Source organism: Fibrisoma limi BUZ 3 (assembly GCF_000296815.2).
Classification (GTDB): domain Bacteria; phylum Bacteroidota; class Bacteroidia; order Cytophagales; family Spirosomataceae; genus Fibrisoma; species Fibrisoma limi.
Map to the genome: position 1 here is coordinate 33,078 of NZ_CAIT01000009.1, position 19,202 is coordinate 52,279.

The following is a 19,202-nucleotide window of genomic DNA, read 5'->3' on the forward strand; positions in this document are numbered from 1 at the left end:
CTTAAGCAGGGCTATTTAAAGAGTAATCTATGAATTAATCATCCTTTTCTACATCCTGCTGCGCGCCGATGACAATAACTTTGGCCGGTTTACCACTCACTTTCAGGGCTTCAGCGGCTGTTAACGTCCCCCGGCGAACCACCCGAATCTCGCCTTTGTCCGGCTGCGTAATGTAAATAAACCGCCGGGAGATGGTCATATCGGGCTTCACTTTGGCATTCGGGTCAATCACGTCAATGACCTTAGCCGACCTCAGCGGTGCATTGGTCTTGCCGTCGAAGCTCTGTAACGTACCGTCGTTCAAGAGCGCATACACGTCGCGGCCTTCGTTATCAACCCGGAACGCGGCAATCTGGGTACTCTCCAGCACCGGCGTAATTTTGTTCTGGTTGACGTCGATCCGATAAACACCTGCTTTTGCGCTGAAACCGTAAAACGCGTCAGCTCCTTCGTTGTACATAACCGTACCGAGCCATTCCTTCCCAATGCTGGCCGGGTAAGTGATATTCCGCTGGTTACCTTCCTGATCCACCACCAAAATCCCATCAGGATGGCCGAACAAGGCCACTTGTCCGTTTCCCGCGTCGCCGTGGATGCCCTTAGTGGCCAACACGGACTTCTTCAGCACCGTACCGTTTTCATCCACAATCTTCACGCGCTCCGGTAAGGTGCTGGCTACGGTGCCGTCTTTCTCCGTCACGGCGAACGTATTATTGCTGTACGCCACTACAGCGCCGTGATGCGGTACGTCTACCTTGACAATTTTTGGTTTTACACTCGCATTGTGCAGATCTTCCTCACGGGTCAGGGTGAGTGACCCTTCGCCGTCGTTGAACACGGCAATCCGGTTGCCCCAGAAGTAGGTGTGCGTGGGCTTAGCCGCTTCCGATGTCAGGGTTGCCCACTTTGGCGTTCCAACCACATGAGCATGGTCGTTATGATTCTCGATGCCACTGTCGAAAAACTGTACGTAGTTGTTGGCATAATTAAGCACCAGCGCAAACCGCCCGCTTTTGGTCGGATACAGATTCGAGCCGACAAACTTGGCCTGGAAGGACTCACTGGTGCCTTTTGCGGGGTTCACCAGCGACAGGGCAGGCGTTTCGGCATCGCTGACTAGCAGACGGGCGAAAGCCGCTTCGCGCTCGACGGGAGCAGGCTGGTCGTTATTCCGATCGCAGGCCGTACTGAACAAGCCCAGTGAAACTACCAATAGGAAACGATGCGATTGCGTAAAAGAAAACATAGGAATCGGATGGTTATACTTGCAACAATGTTGCAAATATAACCATCCGATTTAACTTTTTGCAATAACGTTGCATAAAAATACGCAGCGGTTCCAGGGCGTACCCTGGAACCGCTGCGTATCAAGTTGAATGCTATGTATGAATTATCGCTCTGGCTGGAACTGCCGATCGGCTACGAACTGCTGGTCGGTGAGCGTACGCAGGAACGCGATGATATCCTGCTGCTCCTGTTTCGTGAGGGCAATGCCTACCTGTCCATTCTGCTTCAGCACCGGATCGAGCGCGGCATTGTCTTTTACTCCGCTGGCGTAGTGGTTCAGAACGGCTTCGAGGGATGAAAAGCGCCCATCGTGCATATAAGGCAAAGTCCTCTCAATATTCCGCAGACTCGGCACCCGAAATTTGTTCTTGTCCGATTCATTCAGGGTGATGTTGTAGCGGCCCAGGTCTGGTTTGGGTGCGTTCGGGTTGGGCAGCAGGCCGTTGTTCCGGAAACTCTGGTCGGTGAACAGCTCGCCCGCGTGGCAGGTCGAGCAGTTCTGTTTGAACAGATTCAGGCCACGGAGTTCCTGCTCATTCATCGTGCCGCCCGCTTCTTTCCGGACGTACTTGTCGTACCGCGAGTTGGCCGACACCATTGTCAGCATGAATTGCGACAGAGCCTTCAGAAACCGCTCCTGACTTACCTCCGTTGTGCCGAACGCGGCTTTGAACAGGGGTGGATACTTCGCACTTTTCCGCACCTTTTCCAGCACCCGCGTCAGCGTATCGCCCATCTCAACCGGGTTTTGAATCGGTGCGATGGGCAGCAGATCCAGATCGCGAATGCCACCGTCCCAGAAGAACGTCCGGCTCCAGGCTACGTTCTGGATGTTCAGGCCGTTACGCGGGCCAATCTGATCGCGGATACCGTGGCTCAGTGTATGGTCGGTATGCGCAAAAGCCGCTTCCGGAATGTGACAGAATCCGCAGGTGATGGTGCCGTCGTGCGACAGTGTGCCGTCGAAAAACAGTGTCTTTCCGAGCCGGACGCCCTCCTGCGTCAGCGGATTCTTGCTGAAGTCATACACCGGATCGGGAAAATTGGCCGGTTTCTGCCACGGGTACGGTGTTGTCTGGTACTGCGGAGGTTCCGGCTCAGTTGGATCGACCGGCTCAACCGGGGCGTTCGACTGACACGATACCACCAGCCCGAACAGACCGGCACTGATCAACACCCCAAGTCCCTGCCACCGCTTCATTTCAGTTCGTCTTTACGGGCTGACTGTATTGAAACATGTTAGCGTAGTTGCTGGCAATTGTAGCCGAGAATGGCGACACCATCACGTTGTTGTTCTGGGCGATGCTGACCCGCTGCGCCCCGTCAAACACCCGGAGAATATCGGCCCGGATCGTTAATCGTGGGGTATTGGTAGCTGATACCTGCGCTACGTCCGACCCGAACGATAGAGTGGCCGTCCGCAGATTGTTGATGGTTTTCGTTTCATAGCCACCGAAAAAACCGACGTGGTAAACGAAGCTTCTTGTTCCAGCCGGATTAACGGGTGCCTGTGGTGAGACGCCTTCAAGCTTGAAGAAAATATAGCCCGAATTCCAATCCCAGTACATGCCGCCGTTGTGCGCGCCAGCCGGTTCCAGCACGCCCTTCCGACGGCTAATATCCATCGTACTGCGCAGGCTGTCCACCCCAATCAGGTATGACACACCTACATAATCCCCGGCGGGTACGTTAGTGATCGTTACGGTCTGCGACGCAGGTTCGGCTTCCTTGATCAGGAAATAACTGCTGTCCTGCGGCACTACGTATTCGGATCCATCAGCGCGCTTCAGGCGAACATTACTAACGAAGTAGTTGAGCAGCGAAACCGAGAACTGCTCCCCGGCCGCGTTGTTGTAGATACCCGTTTGAAGCCGCAGATCCTCCGTGCCGACCACGTTGTCGAACACCAGTTGCAGCCGGCCGAATTCGTTGACACCAAATTCAGGATCGGGGTCATTGCAGGCCCAGACCGATACGCCAAGCAGGAGGGCGAGCATGAAGTAGCAGAAGTTTCTCATGTTGATAGTGTAACGTGTAAATCTCTATGAGACAGATAACCGGCTGTCTAAACAGCCGGTTATCTGTCTGGATAACGAACACAAACAGACTAAAGTATTAGCCCTAACCGACTTCTAATCCGGTTCCGACTACTCGGTTTTACCGGTACTCGTCCCGTAGTTTTTTGATGTCGGCAATGAGCTTCTTCGTCCCCTCCTCGGTTGTACCGTCGTACATGCCGCGGATATGTTTCTCCTTGTCGACCAACACAAACGCACCACTGTGAATGTAGCCGCCCGGTGCGGTCGAATCGGCCTTCGCCGTCACCAGATAATGGTGTTCACCAATGTCGTAAATCGTCTCCCGGTTGCCGGTCACAAACTGCCAGGTGTCGCCCGTTACGCCGATGTCCTGCGCGTATTGTTTCAGCACGGCGGGCGTATCGTGTTCCGGGTCGATGGTGTGCGAGATGATCCGAACGTCGGGGCTGTCCTTATACGCCTGATACACCTCCAGCATGTTCTTTTTCATGATGGGGCAGATCGTAGGACAGGTCACAAAGAAGAAATCAGCGACATAGATTTTTCCGTCGACATCCCGTTGCGTAACGGTTTTCCCCTCCTGATTCGTGAACGAGAAGTCAGGGATGGTTGGGTACACCAGCTCCTCAATCTCTTTCCCGTCGACCATTTTCTTCATCATCTGGGGTTCGCCCAGCACCGGCAGCTTCTCCGCCGACAAGGCGCATCCGGCCAGCCCCGCTAACAGGCTGATACAGATTAACAGTTGCTTGAGCTGCATGGCTATTGCAGATACTTCTGAGCGTCGGCGATGCTCTTCTGCATCTGGTCGCGAACGTCGTTAACCTTCCGTTGTTGATCCTTGAGGTATTCGACCGCTTTGGTCTGATCGAGTTTACCCAGCGTATCGCCGTTGTACTGGTGCATCCAGTCCATCATGGCTTTGTCGGCCTCGGTCAATCGGCTGTTGATTGACACCCCCATTTCTTTGGCGGCCGGGTCCGTTGTTTTTTCGACCTTGGCCGTCACCTCCTTTTTCAGCCGCAGGATGTCGCTGATCTTGGGCATAACGCTGTCGTGAACAGCCATGACCTGCTGTTCGAGGTCAGCAACGGGACCGGCGCTGCTTTCAGCAACGGCGTGGTTATGTTCTGAATGAGAATCTGATTTCGACTGACAGGCACCGGCCAGCAGGCCCAGGGCGATAACTACTACGTGTATTTTCATGGTTTCAGCAAGGCTTTATTTTTACAACGAATCTACAAATCGATAAACAATTACGGCGTTCTCCTCCCCATTTCGCTCCTCATACGCGATCAGCAGACCGTGTGATGTAGCCAGCCCAACCGGATAGCTGGCGTTCACCGCATCCGTTGTCAGGTAAGTCGTTGGTCCGGTTGGGTTGGTCCGGAGCGCGATTTTCTGGCTGTAGGCCGGCATGGGTTCGTCGGCGGCCTGACCGGGCTTACGAACCGATTCGTCCCACAGCCAGACCAGCCGGTCGCCAGCGGCTACTACCTGTGGATGTTTTGCCCGGTTAGACAGGACGGTTGCTTCCAACTGAGACTTTCCAAGCTTTGCCAGCCGGAGCCCCACGGCATCTTCCTTTCCCGAAAACCAGGTGGCAAAAACTGCATCGCCAGCCTGCGTCACTACGGGTCCCGTATGCGGGCAGGCATTGACGGTCCAGTGATCGGCAAAAACGACCTGCGGACGACTGAACGTCTGGCCACCATCCGCCGACACGACATGACTGATATCACGGTCACCGTTGGGCAGCAAGTCACGGTACGTCAGGTGAATCTGGCCCCTGGCATCGACGAACACGTTGGTTCGGCAACACTGACAGGCATTTTCATCCACAATCACTTCATCGGTAAACCCACCCCCAGGTTTCGTCTGCACAAATTTAACACTACGTCCTTCCTGATCGGGCAATTTTTCATCCAGCCAGACGATGCCGATTTCCCCGTTGGGCAGGCGCGTCAGGTCGCTGAACGAATGACCTTTGCCGGGTGTCGTATCGCGGTGAAGGGGCTTAGGCATCGTCCAGGTTTTGCCGCCATCGGCCGACGTAACATACAGCAGGTCGCTGGCGCGGGGTGAGTCGGCCGTTGGTTTGCTGATCTCAAAAAGGGCCAGCATGGTCCCATCGGCTTTAACGGCCAGCTTTGGCATCCCTTCAGCATGGACCGAAAGGGTAGCGGGTGCCTGAACCCGAATCTTGCTCCCGAACGTCCGCCCGCCATCGCCAGACCGAGCGACGTAAAATCCTGCGGCTTTATCGCCTTCTTTTTCAACCCAGCTCAGCAGCGGATTTCCGGCCGCGTCGGTGGTCAGGCGAGGGGTTGCTCCCACGTAAGCGGGGTTCGACAGGCGGGTTTCGACGACCGGTTTCCCGACGAAAAACGCCAGTAGCAACGTGATAATAGACAGACTTCTCATGACTATGCGTGGTGAAATTGCGTTTTACTTACCCGTGAAATTGTATTGAACGCCCACTACGAACGTCCTCGGCGCGGCTGGTGTGTAGGTTGTGCGATCGGTCGCGTTGTTCCCACGCGTGGCATTGGTGGCGTAAAGAACATCCGTCACATTCAGCACATTGACAAATACCTCGATGCCTTTCCATTGGTACCCCGACCGCACATTGGCAAAATCGTAGCCGCCATAGCGAACCGAATTGATCTGGTTCTGGTACCAGCCCGCTACGTGCTGCCACTCCAGTGACGCCCGGAAATTCCGGAACCAGGCCGGATAGTAACTGATCTCGGAATTCCACAGCCAGCGCGGGGCCGAAGGCATGTCCTTCCCGTTGACGTTCTGTACCGCATCCGACGCTCGCTGGCTCAAGGTAAATTCGACGAATCGATGGATGGCGTGCGTACCGCTGAACCGAAAAAACACCTGTTTTGACGGCCGATACGTCACCCCCAGTTCAACACCCCGGTGCATCGTTTTCCCCGCCGACTGATAGTCGAACGAGTTGTCGGGCTGACGAATGTTGAGGAGTTCGTTTGCACCCGTCATCTGATACAGCGCGGCATCGACGTACACCTTATTGTTCAGCACCGACGCCCATCCACCAATTTCCAGGTTAGTAAACTGGGCGGGCTGTAGGTTGTAGTAGAACAGTTCGCCGGATGCTGTAGGCCTGCTACGTTTCAAAAAAATCGACGTGAGCGCTGGGGGCGAGAACCCTGTAGCAACATTGGCGTAGAGGCCCAGACTGGATGGTCCTCTACCTGCACCGAGGTCGTAGGTAGCGCCAAGTTTGGGCGTCACCTGACTGTAGGCCTTATTGCCCGTGCTTTTATCCAGGGCATTGGTATAATCAAATGCCATTCGGTCGTAGCGCAGCCCAGCCGACAGCCGCAGCTTAGGCAGTGGCTCCAGATCATACTGCGCATAAACCGCTGTACTTTGAATATCCGCCTGATAATTAGCTAACTGTACATCCGGCCGCTCACGGAGCTGGGTGTATTTGAGCACCGATTTCTTATCGGGCCGGAGATCAGCCGCGAGCTCAGTCTGGTAGGCGTAGTACGTGTTGGGTGACAGATCGAGCGTGGCCCCAACAACAAGCTTACTTTTCAGGAAACTGACCTGCTGGGTATGCTGGGCGATAAAACCGGTACTCCTGAAATCGTTGCTGTTGATCTGCCCCGTAGCGGTAGACGAACCACTTGTCCATCGGATCGAGTACGTTGGGTTCTGCCCCAGGCTGTTGGTACGAACAAAAGCCGTAATGAATGTTTCAGACCCGTCTTTCCAATCGTGTTCGAAGGTCAGGCGACTCCGGAACGAAACCGTTTTGCGATACGTAAAATCGGTCGTGCTCACGTATTGCCGGGCAAAAAAAGCGGTGCTGTCTACACTCCCACTCGTCTGCGAGTTGTAGTTGTTGTACGAAACCGTACCCGTCAGTTGGGTATGGGGCGAAACGGCGTATTCGAGCCGGGCAAAGTACGACGATTTATCATAATCCGACCGGGCCAGCCACGAATCGCGCTGCCGCGACACGAATCCACCGACATACAGGCCAAACGTACCCTGCTGCGCTCCGGCTCCAACCTGAAGCCGTTGGTAACCCCACTGATCGACCTGGATACCAGCGCGGGCAGTGGGCACGGCGGTAGGGCGCTGGGTAATGAAATTGACGGCTCCACCCACAGCTTCCGGCCCGTAAATCGACGAGACCGGGCCTTTGACCACCTCCATCGAACTAACCGTGAACTGATTCATTTCGAGCAGGGCATTGTGGTTGAACACGCCCATCGGCCGAATCGGTACGCCGTCTTCCATGTAGAGGAAATAGGCGTTGGTGGTCATCGGCTGGCGAATGGCCATCATGTGCTGCTCGTTGTTCAGGTTCACCATCAGCACACCGGGGGCTTTGTTGATGACCTCGTAGATACTCGTCGGCTTCGTTTCGTTGATCAGTTGTGACGAGAGCTTCGAGATGGCAATGGGCGTTTCGGTACGCAGGGCTGCTTCCCGGCTACCCGTCACAACAACCAGTTGCAGATCTTCAACGGCCGGTTCGAGCGCTATGCGAATGGGCTGTGCCCGTACTGCAACCGTCTGTCTGCGGTAGCCAACACCACTGACCATGAGCGAATCGGCCGTCGTTTGCAGGGAAAAATGACCGGCCGCATCCGTAGCGGTACCGATCGTACGGCCGGGAACCGAAATGGTTATACCGGCGAGGGGTTCTTTCGTCAGCGCATCAAACACCCGTCCGCTCACGGGTTGCTGCGCCCAAACGGCAGGTATCGCCATGAGCGAAAACGCCCACGGTACTAATCGTCTGGAGATAATCATGAAGTTTTTGCTTAGGTTGATAGGATCAGGCCAATACCGCCGGTTGCGTATCCGGACGGAAACGGCCATAAGGCGACACGGCCGGCCCATTCAGGCCGGAGGTGTGCATCCAGATCAGATCAACTAAGCCTGGGGTGGCTGCAACAGCCCATCAAGTGGAGCTGCATAGGCGTGGAGCAGGTACTTGGGAAGGCCGGCCAACGGAAGATCCGTGACTGACGCGCCAAAGGCAAACGGCACATGGGATTGGCAGAACAACTGCAGCGTCGGTATATGCTGGACACGCTCGGTAGTTTCCTGATCCTGCTTTTCCTGCTGTGCCTTCAACCGTTTAGCCAGGAAGCAGTGGCCGTCGCAGTGAAGTTGGGGTTTATCGCGATTTTCGCAGAGAACGCGGGCGATGTACTCCTTGTTGGCATGGTAATACGCGATGGTTCCCCACTGACTGACAGTCGGCAGCAGTGTGGACACGAGCAGTATATAAACCAGCAGGGTACGCATGAAACAGGAGAGATACGTGGCAAAAGTACGCACGCTTTTGGTTGAGTGGTCAACTACACGGCAGATTTATTCGCTGGCCGGTAGCCACGCTCCAACCCCTGTTGCGCAAAAACGCCCCCTACGCCCTGCATTCATTTAGCCACTACCTTTGTGATTGATTTTTACCAACCAGCCATGCTCGCGCCGACTACCGACATACCCAGACTAACGACCGCCGACCTCTGGAAGCAGTACGTCCTCGGGGGCGACCGCCAGGCACCGACTCTGCACCCAACGGTCGAAGATTTTTACGTAACCCGGCTGGAGAATTTTCGCCAGGCGCTCCGGCTACCTACCCAGCCGCATCGTCGGGATGTGAACGAACTGGTGTTTGTCACCAGCGGCCGATTGGTTCGGGGCTGCAACCTGAGCACGATTCAGATGGAGCCGGGCAGCGTTCATCTGTTGCTGGCCGGTCAGATCGCCAGCGTGAATTACCTATCCGACGACGTAGCGGGGTTCTATTGCCACTTCAGTCTGGACACCATCATTCGGCTTTACCACCGCGAACACATGGTCCGGGAGCTGGATGTGCTGCATACGGCTATGGCCGACAGGGCCATTACGTTGCCCAACAAGATCAGCCTTGCCGTTACGTCGGTGTTTGAACGGCTGCTCGACGAACATACGTCCAGTAATGACCTCAGCCTGATCGACGCCTATCTGGTTACGCTTTGCTACGAAATCAAGAATGCCTTACCCGTAGCGGGGGCCAAACCCAGGCCGGGTCGGGCGTATGAACTGACCGAGCGGCTCCGGCAACTGATCAGCCAGCACACCGGCTGCCACCTGCCCCTGACGGTCTACGCCGACCAGCTCGGCGTCTCGCCCAACCACCTCAACAAGGCGGTTCGGGAGGTAACCGGCCAGCCCGCCAGCACCCTCATTACCGAAGCCCGGCTGCTGGAAGCCAAGGTACTGCTCCGCCATTCGGACCAGCCCGTTGGGGAGATTGCGTTCCGGCTCGGTTTTAATGACCAATCCTATTTCAGCCGATTCTTCCGGAAGGCAACCGGTCTTACTCCCCAGGAATTCCGAAAAAAGGATTGATTTGTCCTAATAATGGTTCGATAACTACTCACCGTTTTGCCCGGCAGACCGGACCTTTGCACCGTGTTAATTTACCCACGATGTACAACATTCTTCTGCCTGTTCACTCTTACCTGCGGTGGCTCGTGCTGCTGACGTTGATAGGAACCCTACTGGCCGCCCTGCATGGCTGGCTTACCAACCGACCGTATTCCAAAGTCGACGGGGCGCTTCGTAGTGCCGCTACGTCGATTGCCCACCTCCAGTTGCTGATTGGGTTTGTGCTCTATTTTAAAAGTCCGATCACCAGCTATTTCCGGGCGAACTTCAGCGCGGTTGCAGGATCGCTGGAATTCAGTTTCTTTGGCCTGATTCACATCAGCCTGATGCTGCTTGCGGTTGTGGTGCTGACCCTGGGTTCGTCATTCGGCCGACGTGCGGAAACGGCTCTGGCCAAACATCGTACCGTAGCGTTGTACTTTTTGGCCGCTCTTATTGTTATCCTGATAGCCATTCCGTGGCCGTTTTCGCCCCTGGCGCAACGGCCCTATTTCCGAACATTCTAGCTATTCATCGTATGCTCTCTAAATTGCTTTTCACGCGAATCGGCCGATTCAAGCTGGTTGCCTGGCTCGAAGGGATTTCGTTTCTGGTTCTTCTGTTCATTGCCATGCCGCTCAAGTACGTGTGGGGTCAGCCGTGGCTGGTCCAGAACGTCGGGATGATTCACGGTATCCTGTTTATTCTGTACATGCTGTATCTGTTGCAGGCCAATGCTGAACTGCGCTGGAACGTCCGCAAAACACTGATTGCCGCTGCGGCTTCGTTTATTCCGTTCGGTACGTTCTACGTCGACCTGAAGATGTTGCCCCGCACCGTTGACGAAGCGGAACCGAAGTAAAAAGTCCCCTCGCTAAACTGCCTGATCCGGATGATTAGTCCACCACCTCAGCTCGATACGCCCGCGGTTCGCTTCACGCAGGTAAGCAAACGCTACGGTAACACCAAAGCCGTCGATGGGCTTGATTTGACGATTCCGCAAGGTGGGGTGGTAGCGCTGCTCGGCCCCAATGGCGCGGGGAAATCCACAACCATCGGGTTATTGCTGGGCTTGATGAAGCCCGACAGTGGCCGGGTTGAATTGCTGGGCAACGACCCGCGCCAACCCAAAAGCCGGCAAGTGGTCGGCGCGATGCTCCAGGATATTGGCGCTCCGGATACGCTGCGAGTTCATGAGTTGATTGATTTGTGGTCGAGCTATTACGAATTGCCCCTTCCGCTGGACTTCGTACTGGACGTAGCGGGTCTGGCGGAGATACGTCAGCAGAAATTTGGGAAGCTCTCGGGTGGGCAGCGTCGGCGGGTAGCGTTTGGCATTGCCATTTGCGGTAATCCCGATATTCTGGTGCTGGATGAACCCACGGCCGGTCTCGACCTGACCTCGCGCAGTCTGCTTTGGCAGCAGGTACGGCATTTTGCCCGAACGGACCGGACTGTCATTCTGTCGACGCACCATCTGGAGGAGGCCGATGCCCTGGCCGACCGGATTGTGCTGCTCAACCGGGGGCGACTTATTGCCGATGGAACCCCCGAACAGATTAAAGCCCAGGTGGGTGGTAAACGCATTCGCTGCCGCACCCGCCTTGACGTAGCTCTGCTTCAGTCCATGCCACTGGTCGCGGACGCCTACAACGAAGGCAGTCTAACGTACCTGCTGACGCACGAAGTCGAGATGGTACTGCGTACACTGCTCGCGCTCGACCCGACCCTTTCTGATCTGGACGTAACAGGTGTCGGTCTCGAAGAAGCGTTTCTCCGCTTAACGGACCAACAGCCACTTATCCCGGAGAGCAAATGACCGCAACTAGCCGCATCCTGACAATGTACCGGACGCAGGCCAGATATGAATGGCTGAAATTCGCCCGGATGCCGGTGTATCTGATTACGCTTTTGTGCGTTCCAATGCTGTTTTACCTATCGACAGGCAGCAACCAGCGGATGCCGCCCCTGACAGAGGGCATTTCCACGCGGCTCTACCTGCTAACCACATTAGGTACGTTCGCTACGTTCGGCATTGCTCTGTTCGGGTTTGGCGTAGGGTCTGCCATTGAACGCGGCCAGGGATGGATACGAACATTACGCCCGGCCCCCATTTCACCTTGGGTTCCTGTTGTTGGTAAATTGGTTGTCAGTACCACACTCACAGCCGTTGCCGTACTGCTTCTGCTGCTGGAAGCAACGGTTGTTTTCGGTGTCCGGTTGCCCTTGACAACGGCCTCGCTTCTGCTGCTGACCTTGGTGGGCTGTTCAATTCCGCTGTCCAGTATCGGTCTGGCGCTGGGGTCGCTGATTGGCCCTAACTCAGCTCCGCTGATCCTCGTTATCCTGTACCTGTTCGTATCGTCAATATCGGGCATTGTGGTACCGATGCAGATGGTAGCCAGGGGCAATCCAATGCTGGCTGATATTGCTCCACTCTGGCCAACCTATCATGCCGGTCAGTTGGCGTTGTCGGTTGTGCGACCGGCATCGTTTAATACGATACTGATCCATATCATTGTGCTGGCGGGATACCTTATCGGGGCGTTAGCGATAGCGGTATGGGCACGTCGGCGGAGTGAAGCACAAACATTTGGCTAATATTTGTCATTCCTGCTCTTTTTTGACTACCGGTTGCACCTGGTACCCGCGTACATTTGTGGCCATGAAACGGCTCATCTGGCTTCTGGCGATGTACGTACTGGTGCTGACGGGACTCCCCTGCCCCGACAGCGACTGCCACGCGCACGCCGTTTCCAGTGCCAGCTTACCGGTGGCCGGCGCTCCCGACTCGCACGACGACGATGACCACCACCAGGCCCCGTGCAGCCCGTTTTGCCACTGCGCTACCTGCGTCGGCTTTACCGTACCGCAGCCGTCGATCAGCGGCCTGCTGCCGCAAACGGCCTGTCGATTACTGACTCCGTCAGTCTTTGCGTACCATCCCATTCATCACGAAGACGTAACCGCGTCTATCTGGCAGCCCCCAAAACTCTGAACGTTTTTCCTGGATTTTTTCCGGCCGACCATCTACCGGCTGATTGTCCCATTGTATCCATTCGACACGATGAAAAACGTTTGTTTATTCTTACTACTTAGTCTATCCAACATTACCTTTGGTCAGGACTCGCTCCGGCTCTCCGTTCGTAGCCGCCTGGCTCAACAGGTTATTCCCGGTGCTGCTGTTCTATTGCTTGGCACCTCCAACGGCGCTGTCACCGACGCATCAGGCAATGCGACGCTGCGCAACGTACCTACCGGGCCGCAACGCATCCGGATATCGGCGGTGGGCTTTGAGACGGTAACGCAGACCGTGACCGTTCCTACGACTGATACCCTCCGAATTGCGCTGACCCCGTCGGACGAAGAACTGGAGGAAGTAATTGTTACCTCTACACGTACCGGCCGTACCGTAGCCGATGAACCCACCCGGGTGGAAATAATCGACGGCGAGGAACTGGACGAAAAAGCCAACATGCAGCCCGGTAATATCTCGGTTATTCTGCGGGAAAGTACCGGCATCCAGGTGCAGCAGACCTCCGTTACGTCGGCCAATGCGACGCTGCGCATTCAGGGTCTCGACGGCCGATACACACAGTTGTTGCAGGATGGCTTTCCGTTGTACAGCGGTTTTGCCAGCGGGCTTAGCCTGATGCAAATCCCCCCGTTGAATCTGCAACAGGTTGAGGTTATCAAAGGCTGCCAGTCTACACTCTACGGCAGCGGGGCCATTGCCGGACTGGTGAACTTGATCACAAAAAGCCCTACTGCTGAACGGGAACTGTCGTTTCTGGTGAATGGCACGTCGGCGCTGGGACTGGACCTGAATGGCTACTATGCGCAGCGATACGGCAAACTTGGGGTTACGCTCTACGCAACGCACAACCGGCAGCGGGCCTACGACCCCAATAAGGACCAGTTTTCCGACATTCCGGACATTCGCCGGACAACCTTACAGCCCAAACTGTTCTGGTACCCGAACGAGACAACGACGCTGTCGGCCGGCCTGATCTACAGCAATGAGGATCGCATTGGCGGATACCTACCCGTTCTGCATGAGCAACGGCAGGATGGTTACACCGAAGAAAACGACTCCCGACGTGTAGCCACGCAATTTCGGCTGGACAAGCGACTGGCCAATTCGGCCGCGCTCACGGTAAAAAACAGTTTCTCCCGGTTCCGGCGCTCGATTACCCTGCCTGCCCAAACCAACGCGTACCGGTTCGATGGGAATCAGCTCTCCACGTTCACGGAAGTCAGCTATTTCAAACACCGGCAAAAATCGGACTGGATTTTTGGCGCTAACCTCTGGACGGACGAATTCCGAAACGAAAGTCCGGTGAATGGCAGTATAGTAGACCCGCTGGTTTACCGGCAGGGTATAACGGGGCTTTTTATTCAGAATACGCTGACCTTATCACCGGCTTTAAGTCTGGAAAGCGGCCTGCGGGGCGACCTCGTTACTACCCGCCCCAGCAATACGTCGGACCGCGAGGCCCCCGAGTTTTTTCTGCTGCCCCGTTTTTCGCTGCTCTACCGGGCGTCGGCGCAATGGACGAGCCGGCTGGGGGGCGGCCTGGGCTACAAGGCCCCGACCCTCTTTACGGAAGAAGCCGAACGGCAGTCGTTCCGGAACATTCGCCTGACATCGGTGCGCGACGTACAGTCGGAAGAATCGGCCGGGCTGAACTGGGACATTAACTATCGTACTGAACTAACCGACGATCTCACGCTGTCGGTCAATCAGTTGTTCTTCTATACGCGGCTAAACCGTCCGGTCATTCTGGATTACATCGGGTTTTCGCTCGCGCAGCAGCTCGTCAACGCACGCGGCCACATTGACACGCGGGGGTTTGAAACGAACGTTCGGGTTGTCTACAAAGACATCCACGCATTTCTGGGTTATTCGTTCATCGACACCAAACGCCACTTCAATGGCCTCAGTGATGCGCTGCCGCTCACGGCCAAACACCGGCTCTACATGACAACGCTCTACGAAACCGAGCGGCTCAAAACCGGGTTCGAAGCGTTTTATACCGGACGGCAGCAACGATCGAACGGCGGTCTGACGCGGCCGTACTGGTCGTTGGGGTACATGATTGAGAGAAAATGGAAGTGGGGGAGCATTTTTGTCAACTTCGAAAACTTCCTGGACGTCCGGCAGTCGCGGTTCGAAACGCTGGTTACCGGCACCCCGCAACAGCCTACGTTCGTGAGCGACATCTATGCCCCAACCGATGGCCGAATCATTAACGGTGGTTTTAAGTTAAAGCTATAGAAACCTATGGCACACGATCATTCTCATACGCACACCCACGGACAAGCCGGTCACAGTCACGGCCCGGTAGCCCTGACCTCGGTCAACCGTGCTCTGATTATTGGTGCGGTGCTGAACATCATCTACGTTGTTGTTGAAGCCGGTCTGGGTTTTTATTACAACTCCCTGGCGCTGGTGGCCGATGCAGGCCATAACCTCAGCGACGTAGCCGGGCTATTGTTGTCCTTACTGGCGTTTCGGCTGGCGCAGGTTCGGCGGACCGAGACCTTTACGTATGGCTACCGCAAAAGCACCGTGCTGGCATCGCTTATCAATGCCGTGTTGCTGCTGGTAGCGGTTGGGGCGATTGTCTGGGAAAGCAGTCAGCGATTTCGGCAACCCGAGCCGATCGCGGGTGGGCCAATTGCCTGGATCGCAGGACTGGGTTTGGTCGTCAATACCGTATCGGCGCTGCTGTTTTTCCGCGATAAAGAGCACGATCTGAATATCAAAGGCGCGTATCTGCACCTGATGGCCGATGCCCTGGTATCGCTGGCCGTAGTAGTTGGCGGTCTCGTTATCGGCTGGACGGGCTGGTACTGGCTCGACCCGACACTGGGGCTGGTCGTTGCCACTGTGATCCTGGTTTCGACCTGGCGGCTGCTGACCGACAGTGTCCGGCTCTCCCTCGACGGCGTTCCGGCAACGATTGACCTGGCCGATGTGATGAGCGACCTGCGGGCCGTTGCGGGCGTCCGCGATGTACACCACGTACACGTTTGGGCCATGAGTACGACCGAAAACGCCCTGACGGCCCACCTCGTGCTGCAACCGGGCCTGACCGCATCGCAGGTGGCTGACCTCAAACACGACATCCGACACCGGCTCGAACACCGCAGCATCGGCCATGCCACGCTGGAAACCGAGGTCACCGCCGACAACTGCTCTGCCGACGAGTGCTGACCGACATCACCCCAAACCCCTGAAGGGGCTTAGCTTCGCTACTTCAGGATTCCAAAGTTAGCAGCGCTAAGCCCCTTCAGGGGTTTGGGGTGATAATCCGCAAAAGCTATGTTGAAGTAATTTGATTCCCTGACTGAAAAGTTTGTCGTTTTCCCCATCCAGAAATCAGTATGAAAGCCTGCGCATTTGACTTTAAAAGACAGCTTATCAAGTCAGACGATTAATTGCCACCGTAGCGACGTACATGCAGGCACTTCTAGGCATCATTTACCACACCATTGGTGGCGGATTTTCGGGCAGCTTCTACATGCCCTTCAATAAAGTTCGGGGCTGGGCCTGGGAGAGTTACTGGATTGTAGGCGGTCTTTTTTCCTGGCTGATCGTCCCCCCCCTGGCGGCCTACCTGACCATTCCTGACTTTACCAGCATCATTGCGTCGGCCGACATGAGCACTACGTCCATCACGTTCCTGATGGGGTTGCTCTGGGGTATTGGTGGGCTTACCTACGGCCTGGGCGTGCGTTTTTTAGGTATGTCGCTGGGCAACTCGGTGGTCCTTGGTTTTTGCTCTGCCTTCGGTGCGCTGGTGCCTTCTATCTACTATAATATTAATCCCGTACCGGGCAGGACCTCGTTCACGGATATGCTGGGCTCTCAGGGTGGGCAACTGGTGCTGCTGGGCGTACTGGTGTGCCTGATTGGTATCGGCATTTCGGGCCGGGCCGGTATGCTCAAGGAAGCCGAACTCTCGGAAGAAGCCCAGAAGGCTTCCATCAAGGAGTTCAGCCTGACCAAAGGCCTGATCATTGCCGTTATTTCGGGCATTCTGAGTGCCTTCTTCAACTACGGAATCGAGGCCGGTAAGCCCCTGGCCGACCAGGCTGTTCGTCAGGGCAGCGACCCGCTGTTCCAGAATAACGTGACCTATGTCGTATTGCTCTGGGGTGGCCTCACGACCAACTTCCTGTGGTGCATGTACCTCAACGCCCGCAATGGAACCTTCGGCGACTATACCAATTCCCGTACGCCTATTGCATCGAACATCCTGTTTGCGGGCATAGCCGGAACGATGTGGTTCCTGCAGTTCTTCTTCTACGGTATGGGCGAAAGCAAGCTGGGCAACGGAGCCTCTTCCTGGATTACGCACATGGCTACCATCATTCTGACGGCTAACCTCTGGGGGCTGTATCTCAAGGAGTGGTCGGGCGTATCGTCCAGAACCTTCCGCACCTTCGTGGCGGGCATCGTCGTAATTTTGATTTCGATTGTCCTGGTGGGGATTGGCAATTCACTGTAAATTTCATGCTTTTCAAAACCATAAGGGCCTAAAAGTGCTTGAAAGGTATTGACAGCTAAGCCCCTGGCGGTAACGGGACGCTACTCTGTCGTTCACCTTATTCAATGTGCTTATGAACGCAGGGGCGTATCAACCCATTGCCAATTATGGTATTATTGGAAATCTGCATACGATTGCGCTGGTTTCCGTGACCGGTTCCATCGATTTCATGTGCTTTACGCGATTTGACTCGCCGAGCCTGTTCGGGGCCATGCTGGATGCAGAGCGGGGCGGAACCTTCGACATTACGCCCCAGTTGGACGACGCCGATACCAAGCAACTATATCTCCCCGACACAACCGTACTGATTACGCGCTTCCTGTCGGAAGTTGGTGTAGCCGAAATTACCGACTTCATGCCGGTAAAGACGTCGGAACGTAATTGTGTGCTGGTGCGAACGGTATCCATCACCCGCGGTAACGTACCGTTCCGGATGCGATGTATGCCCCGGTTCGACTACGCCCGCGCTGAACACCGCGTCGAAGGTGGGCCGCACGAAATTGTGTTTACCAGTCTGTCGAATCCAAAATCGTCATTCCGGCTCATCAGCAACGTACCCATGACCATCGACGGCCCGGACGTGTACGCGGAGTTTACGCTGAGCGACGTAGAGCAAGCCCATTTTGTGATTGAATCCTCGTCTGACGACGAAAAGCGCACAGCAGAAGAGGCTATCCAGTTCTATACCACGTCTGATTTTGAATCCACCGTCGATTACTGGAAAACCTGGATTGGCCGCTCGCAATACACGGGTCGCTGGCGCGAAATGGTCAATCGTTCAGCCCTGACACTGAAACTCCTTACGTCCTATCAGTTTGGCTCGACCGTGGCAGCGCCAACGTTTGGCCTGCCTTCGGTCATTGGGGGCAACCGTAACTGGGACTACCGCTTCACCTGGATTCGGGATGCGGCCTTCACCATGTATGCGTTCTTACGGCTGGGTTTTATGGAAGAAGCCGCGGCCTTTATGCACTGGATTGAGCAGGAACTGGACACCATCGACGAAGCTGGCGAAACCCTCCAGCTTATGTACACGCTGGATGGTGCTCGCGAATTGCCCGAGCAGGAACTGAATCACCTGAGCGGCTACCGCAACTCGGCTCCGGTACGTATCGGCAATGCAGCGTTTTCCCAGTTTCAGCTCGACATTTACGGCGAACTGATGGACTCCATTTATCTCTACGACAAATACCACGGGGCCGTTACTTACTCTTTCTGGAAGAAGATGGAACGGCAGATTGAATTTGTCTGCGACAACTGGGGCCGACCCGACCACGGCATCTGGGAAGTACGTAGCCAGGAGTGTGAGTTCCTGCAATCCCGGCTCATGTGCTGGGTAGCCCTCGACCGGGCCATCAAAGTCGTGGAGCATCGCTCGTTTCCCTCGCCCATCGACCGGTGGCGTACCATTCGGGATGAAATCTACCGCGACATCTACGACAATTTCTGGAGTGAGGAGAAGCAGTCCTTTGTTCAACACAAAGGTGCCAATGCGCTAGATGCCTCCGCCCTGCTGATGCCACTCGTGCGGTTCATTCACCCGCACGAACCCCGCTGGCTGTCTACGCTGGAAGCCATTGAACGCGAGCTGATTTCCGACTCGTTAGTGCATCGCTACCGGCTCGATTCGGGAGCCATCGACGGTCTGGAAGGCGAAGAGGGGACGTTCACGATGTGCAGTTTCTGGTACGTCGAATGCCTGTCGCGGTCGGGTCAGTTATCGAAGGCCCGGCTGCTGTTCGAGAAAATGCTGTCGTATTCCAATCACCTGGGTCTGTTTGCCGAGCAGTTGGGCAAGCGGGGTGAGCACCTCGGCAATTTCCCGCAGGCCTTCACCCACCTCGGGCTGATCAGTGCCGCTTTTGACCTGAACCGGCGGCTGGATAGCTTCCAGACGTATTAAGCGGCT

General features: G+C 55.7%; 18 protein-coding genes. 10 read left to right on the forward strand and 8 right to left on the reverse strand.

Annotation, left to right across the window (positions count from 1 at the left end):
• Positions 1-34: 34 nt before the first annotated feature.
• The 8 genes from BN8_RS19620 to BN8_RS19655 form a co-directional block, all read right to left on the reverse strand.
• Positions 35-1,246, reverse strand: a complete 1,212-nt coding sequence (locus BN8_RS19620) for a hypothetical protein (protein WP_009283677.1) — start codon at positions 1,244-1,246, stop codon at positions 35-37.
• A 144-nt stretch (positions 1,247-1,390) separates the two neighbouring features.
• Complete coding sequence (locus BN8_RS19625) at positions 1,391-2,488, reverse strand: cytochrome-c peroxidase (protein ID WP_009283678.1); 1,098 nt, start codon at positions 2,486-2,488, stop codon at positions 1,391-1,393.
• A gap of 1 nt (position 2,489) precedes the next feature.
• On the reverse strand, positions 2,490-3,305 hold the full coding sequence (locus tag BN8_RS19630; protein WP_009283679.1) for an MbnP family protein: 816 nt from the start codon (positions 3,303-3,305) through the stop codon (positions 2,490-2,492).
• A 139-nt stretch (positions 3,306-3,444) separates the two neighbouring features.
• Positions 3,445-4,086, reverse strand: coding sequence for an SCO family protein (locus BN8_RS19635; protein ID WP_009283680.1), 642 nt, complete (start codon positions 4,084-4,086; stop codon positions 3,445-3,447).
• Between the two features lie 2 nt (positions 4,087-4,088).
• Positions 4,089-4,532, reverse strand: a complete 444-nt coding sequence (locus BN8_RS19640) for a hypothetical protein (RefSeq protein ID WP_009283681.1) — start codon at positions 4,530-4,532, stop codon at positions 4,089-4,091.
• Between the two features lie 21 nt (positions 4,533-4,553).
• On the reverse strand, positions 4,554-5,750 hold the full coding sequence (locus tag BN8_RS19645) for a sialidase family protein (RefSeq protein WP_009283682.1): 1,197 nt from the start codon (positions 5,748-5,750) through the stop codon (positions 4,554-4,556).
• A 24-nt stretch (positions 5,751-5,774) separates the two neighbouring features.
• Positions 5,775-8,129, reverse strand: coding sequence for a TonB-dependent receptor (locus tag BN8_RS19650; RefSeq protein WP_009283683.1), 2,355 nt, complete (start codon positions 8,127-8,129; stop codon positions 5,775-5,777).
• A gap of 123 nt (positions 8,130-8,252) precedes the next feature.
• Positions 8,253-8,630, reverse strand: a complete 378-nt coding sequence (locus BN8_RS19655; RefSeq protein ID WP_009283684.1) for a hypothetical protein — start codon at positions 8,628-8,630, stop codon at positions 8,253-8,255.
• A gap of 150 nt (positions 8,631-8,780) precedes the next feature.
• Here BN8_RS19655 and BN8_RS19660 point away from each other — a divergent pair, with 150 nt between their 5' ends.
• The 10 genes from BN8_RS19660 (at position 8,781) to BN8_RS19705 (ending at position 19,196) form a co-directional block, all read left to right on the forward strand.
• Entirely contained in the window at positions 8,781-9,719 is a 939-nt protein-coding gene (locus BN8_RS19660; protein ID WP_144051781.1) for a helix-turn-helix transcriptional regulator, read from the forward strand.
• Positions 9,720-9,799: 80 nt separating this feature from the next.
• Positions 9,800-10,264, forward strand: coding sequence for a hypothetical protein (locus BN8_RS19665; RefSeq protein WP_009283686.1), 465 nt, complete (start codon positions 9,800-9,802; stop codon positions 10,262-10,264).
• A gap of 11 nt (positions 10,265-10,275) precedes the next feature.
• Positions 10,276-10,599 (forward strand): DUF3817 domain-containing protein, encoded by a 324-nt coding sequence (locus BN8_RS19670; RefSeq protein ID WP_009283687.1) that lies wholly within the window; start codon positions 10,276-10,278, stop codon positions 10,597-10,599.
• Between the two features lie 30 nt (positions 10,600-10,629).
• Positions 10,630-11,556, forward strand: a complete 927-nt coding sequence (locus BN8_RS19675) for an ABC transporter ATP-binding protein (protein ID WP_009283688.1) — start codon at positions 10,630-10,632, stop codon at positions 11,554-11,556.
• Positions 11,553-12,338 carry an ABC transporter permease gene (locus tag BN8_RS19680; RefSeq protein WP_009283689.1) on the forward strand — a complete coding sequence of 262 codons (786 nt, stop codon included), beginning with the start codon at positions 11,553-11,555 and terminating at the stop codon, positions 12,336-12,338. The genes BN8_RS19675 and BN8_RS19680 overlap by 4 nt, the downstream gene beginning before the upstream one ends.
• Before the next feature lie 64 nt (positions 12,339-12,402).
• The gene (locus BN8_RS32965) at positions 12,403-12,735 is read left to right on the forward strand and encodes a DUF6660 family protein (protein WP_144051782.1); all 333 of its coding nucleotides are present in this window, start codon (positions 12,403-12,405) and stop codon (positions 12,733-12,735) included.
• Positions 12,736-12,804: 69 nt separating this feature from the next.
• Positions 12,805-15,015 (forward strand): TonB-dependent receptor, encoded by a 2,211-nt coding sequence (locus tag BN8_RS19690; RefSeq protein ID WP_009283692.1) that lies wholly within the window; start codon positions 12,805-12,807, stop codon positions 15,013-15,015.
• Positions 15,016-15,021: 6 nt separating this feature from the next.
• Positions 15,022-15,957 (forward strand): cation diffusion facilitator family transporter, encoded by a 936-nt coding sequence (locus tag BN8_RS19695; protein WP_009283693.1) that lies wholly within the window; start codon positions 15,022-15,024, stop codon positions 15,955-15,957.
• Between the two features lie 244 nt (positions 15,958-16,201).
• Positions 16,202-17,254, forward strand: coding sequence for an L-rhamnose/proton symporter RhaT (rhaT, locus tag BN8_RS19700; protein WP_009283694.1), 1,053 nt, complete (start codon positions 16,202-16,204; stop codon positions 17,252-17,254).
• A gap of 112 nt (positions 17,255-17,366) precedes the next feature.
• Positions 17,367-19,196, forward strand: a complete 1,830-nt coding sequence (locus tag BN8_RS19705) for a glycoside hydrolase family 15 protein (RefSeq protein WP_009283695.1) — start codon at positions 17,367-17,369, stop codon at positions 19,194-19,196.
• Positions 19,197-19,202 lie beyond the last annotated feature (6 nt).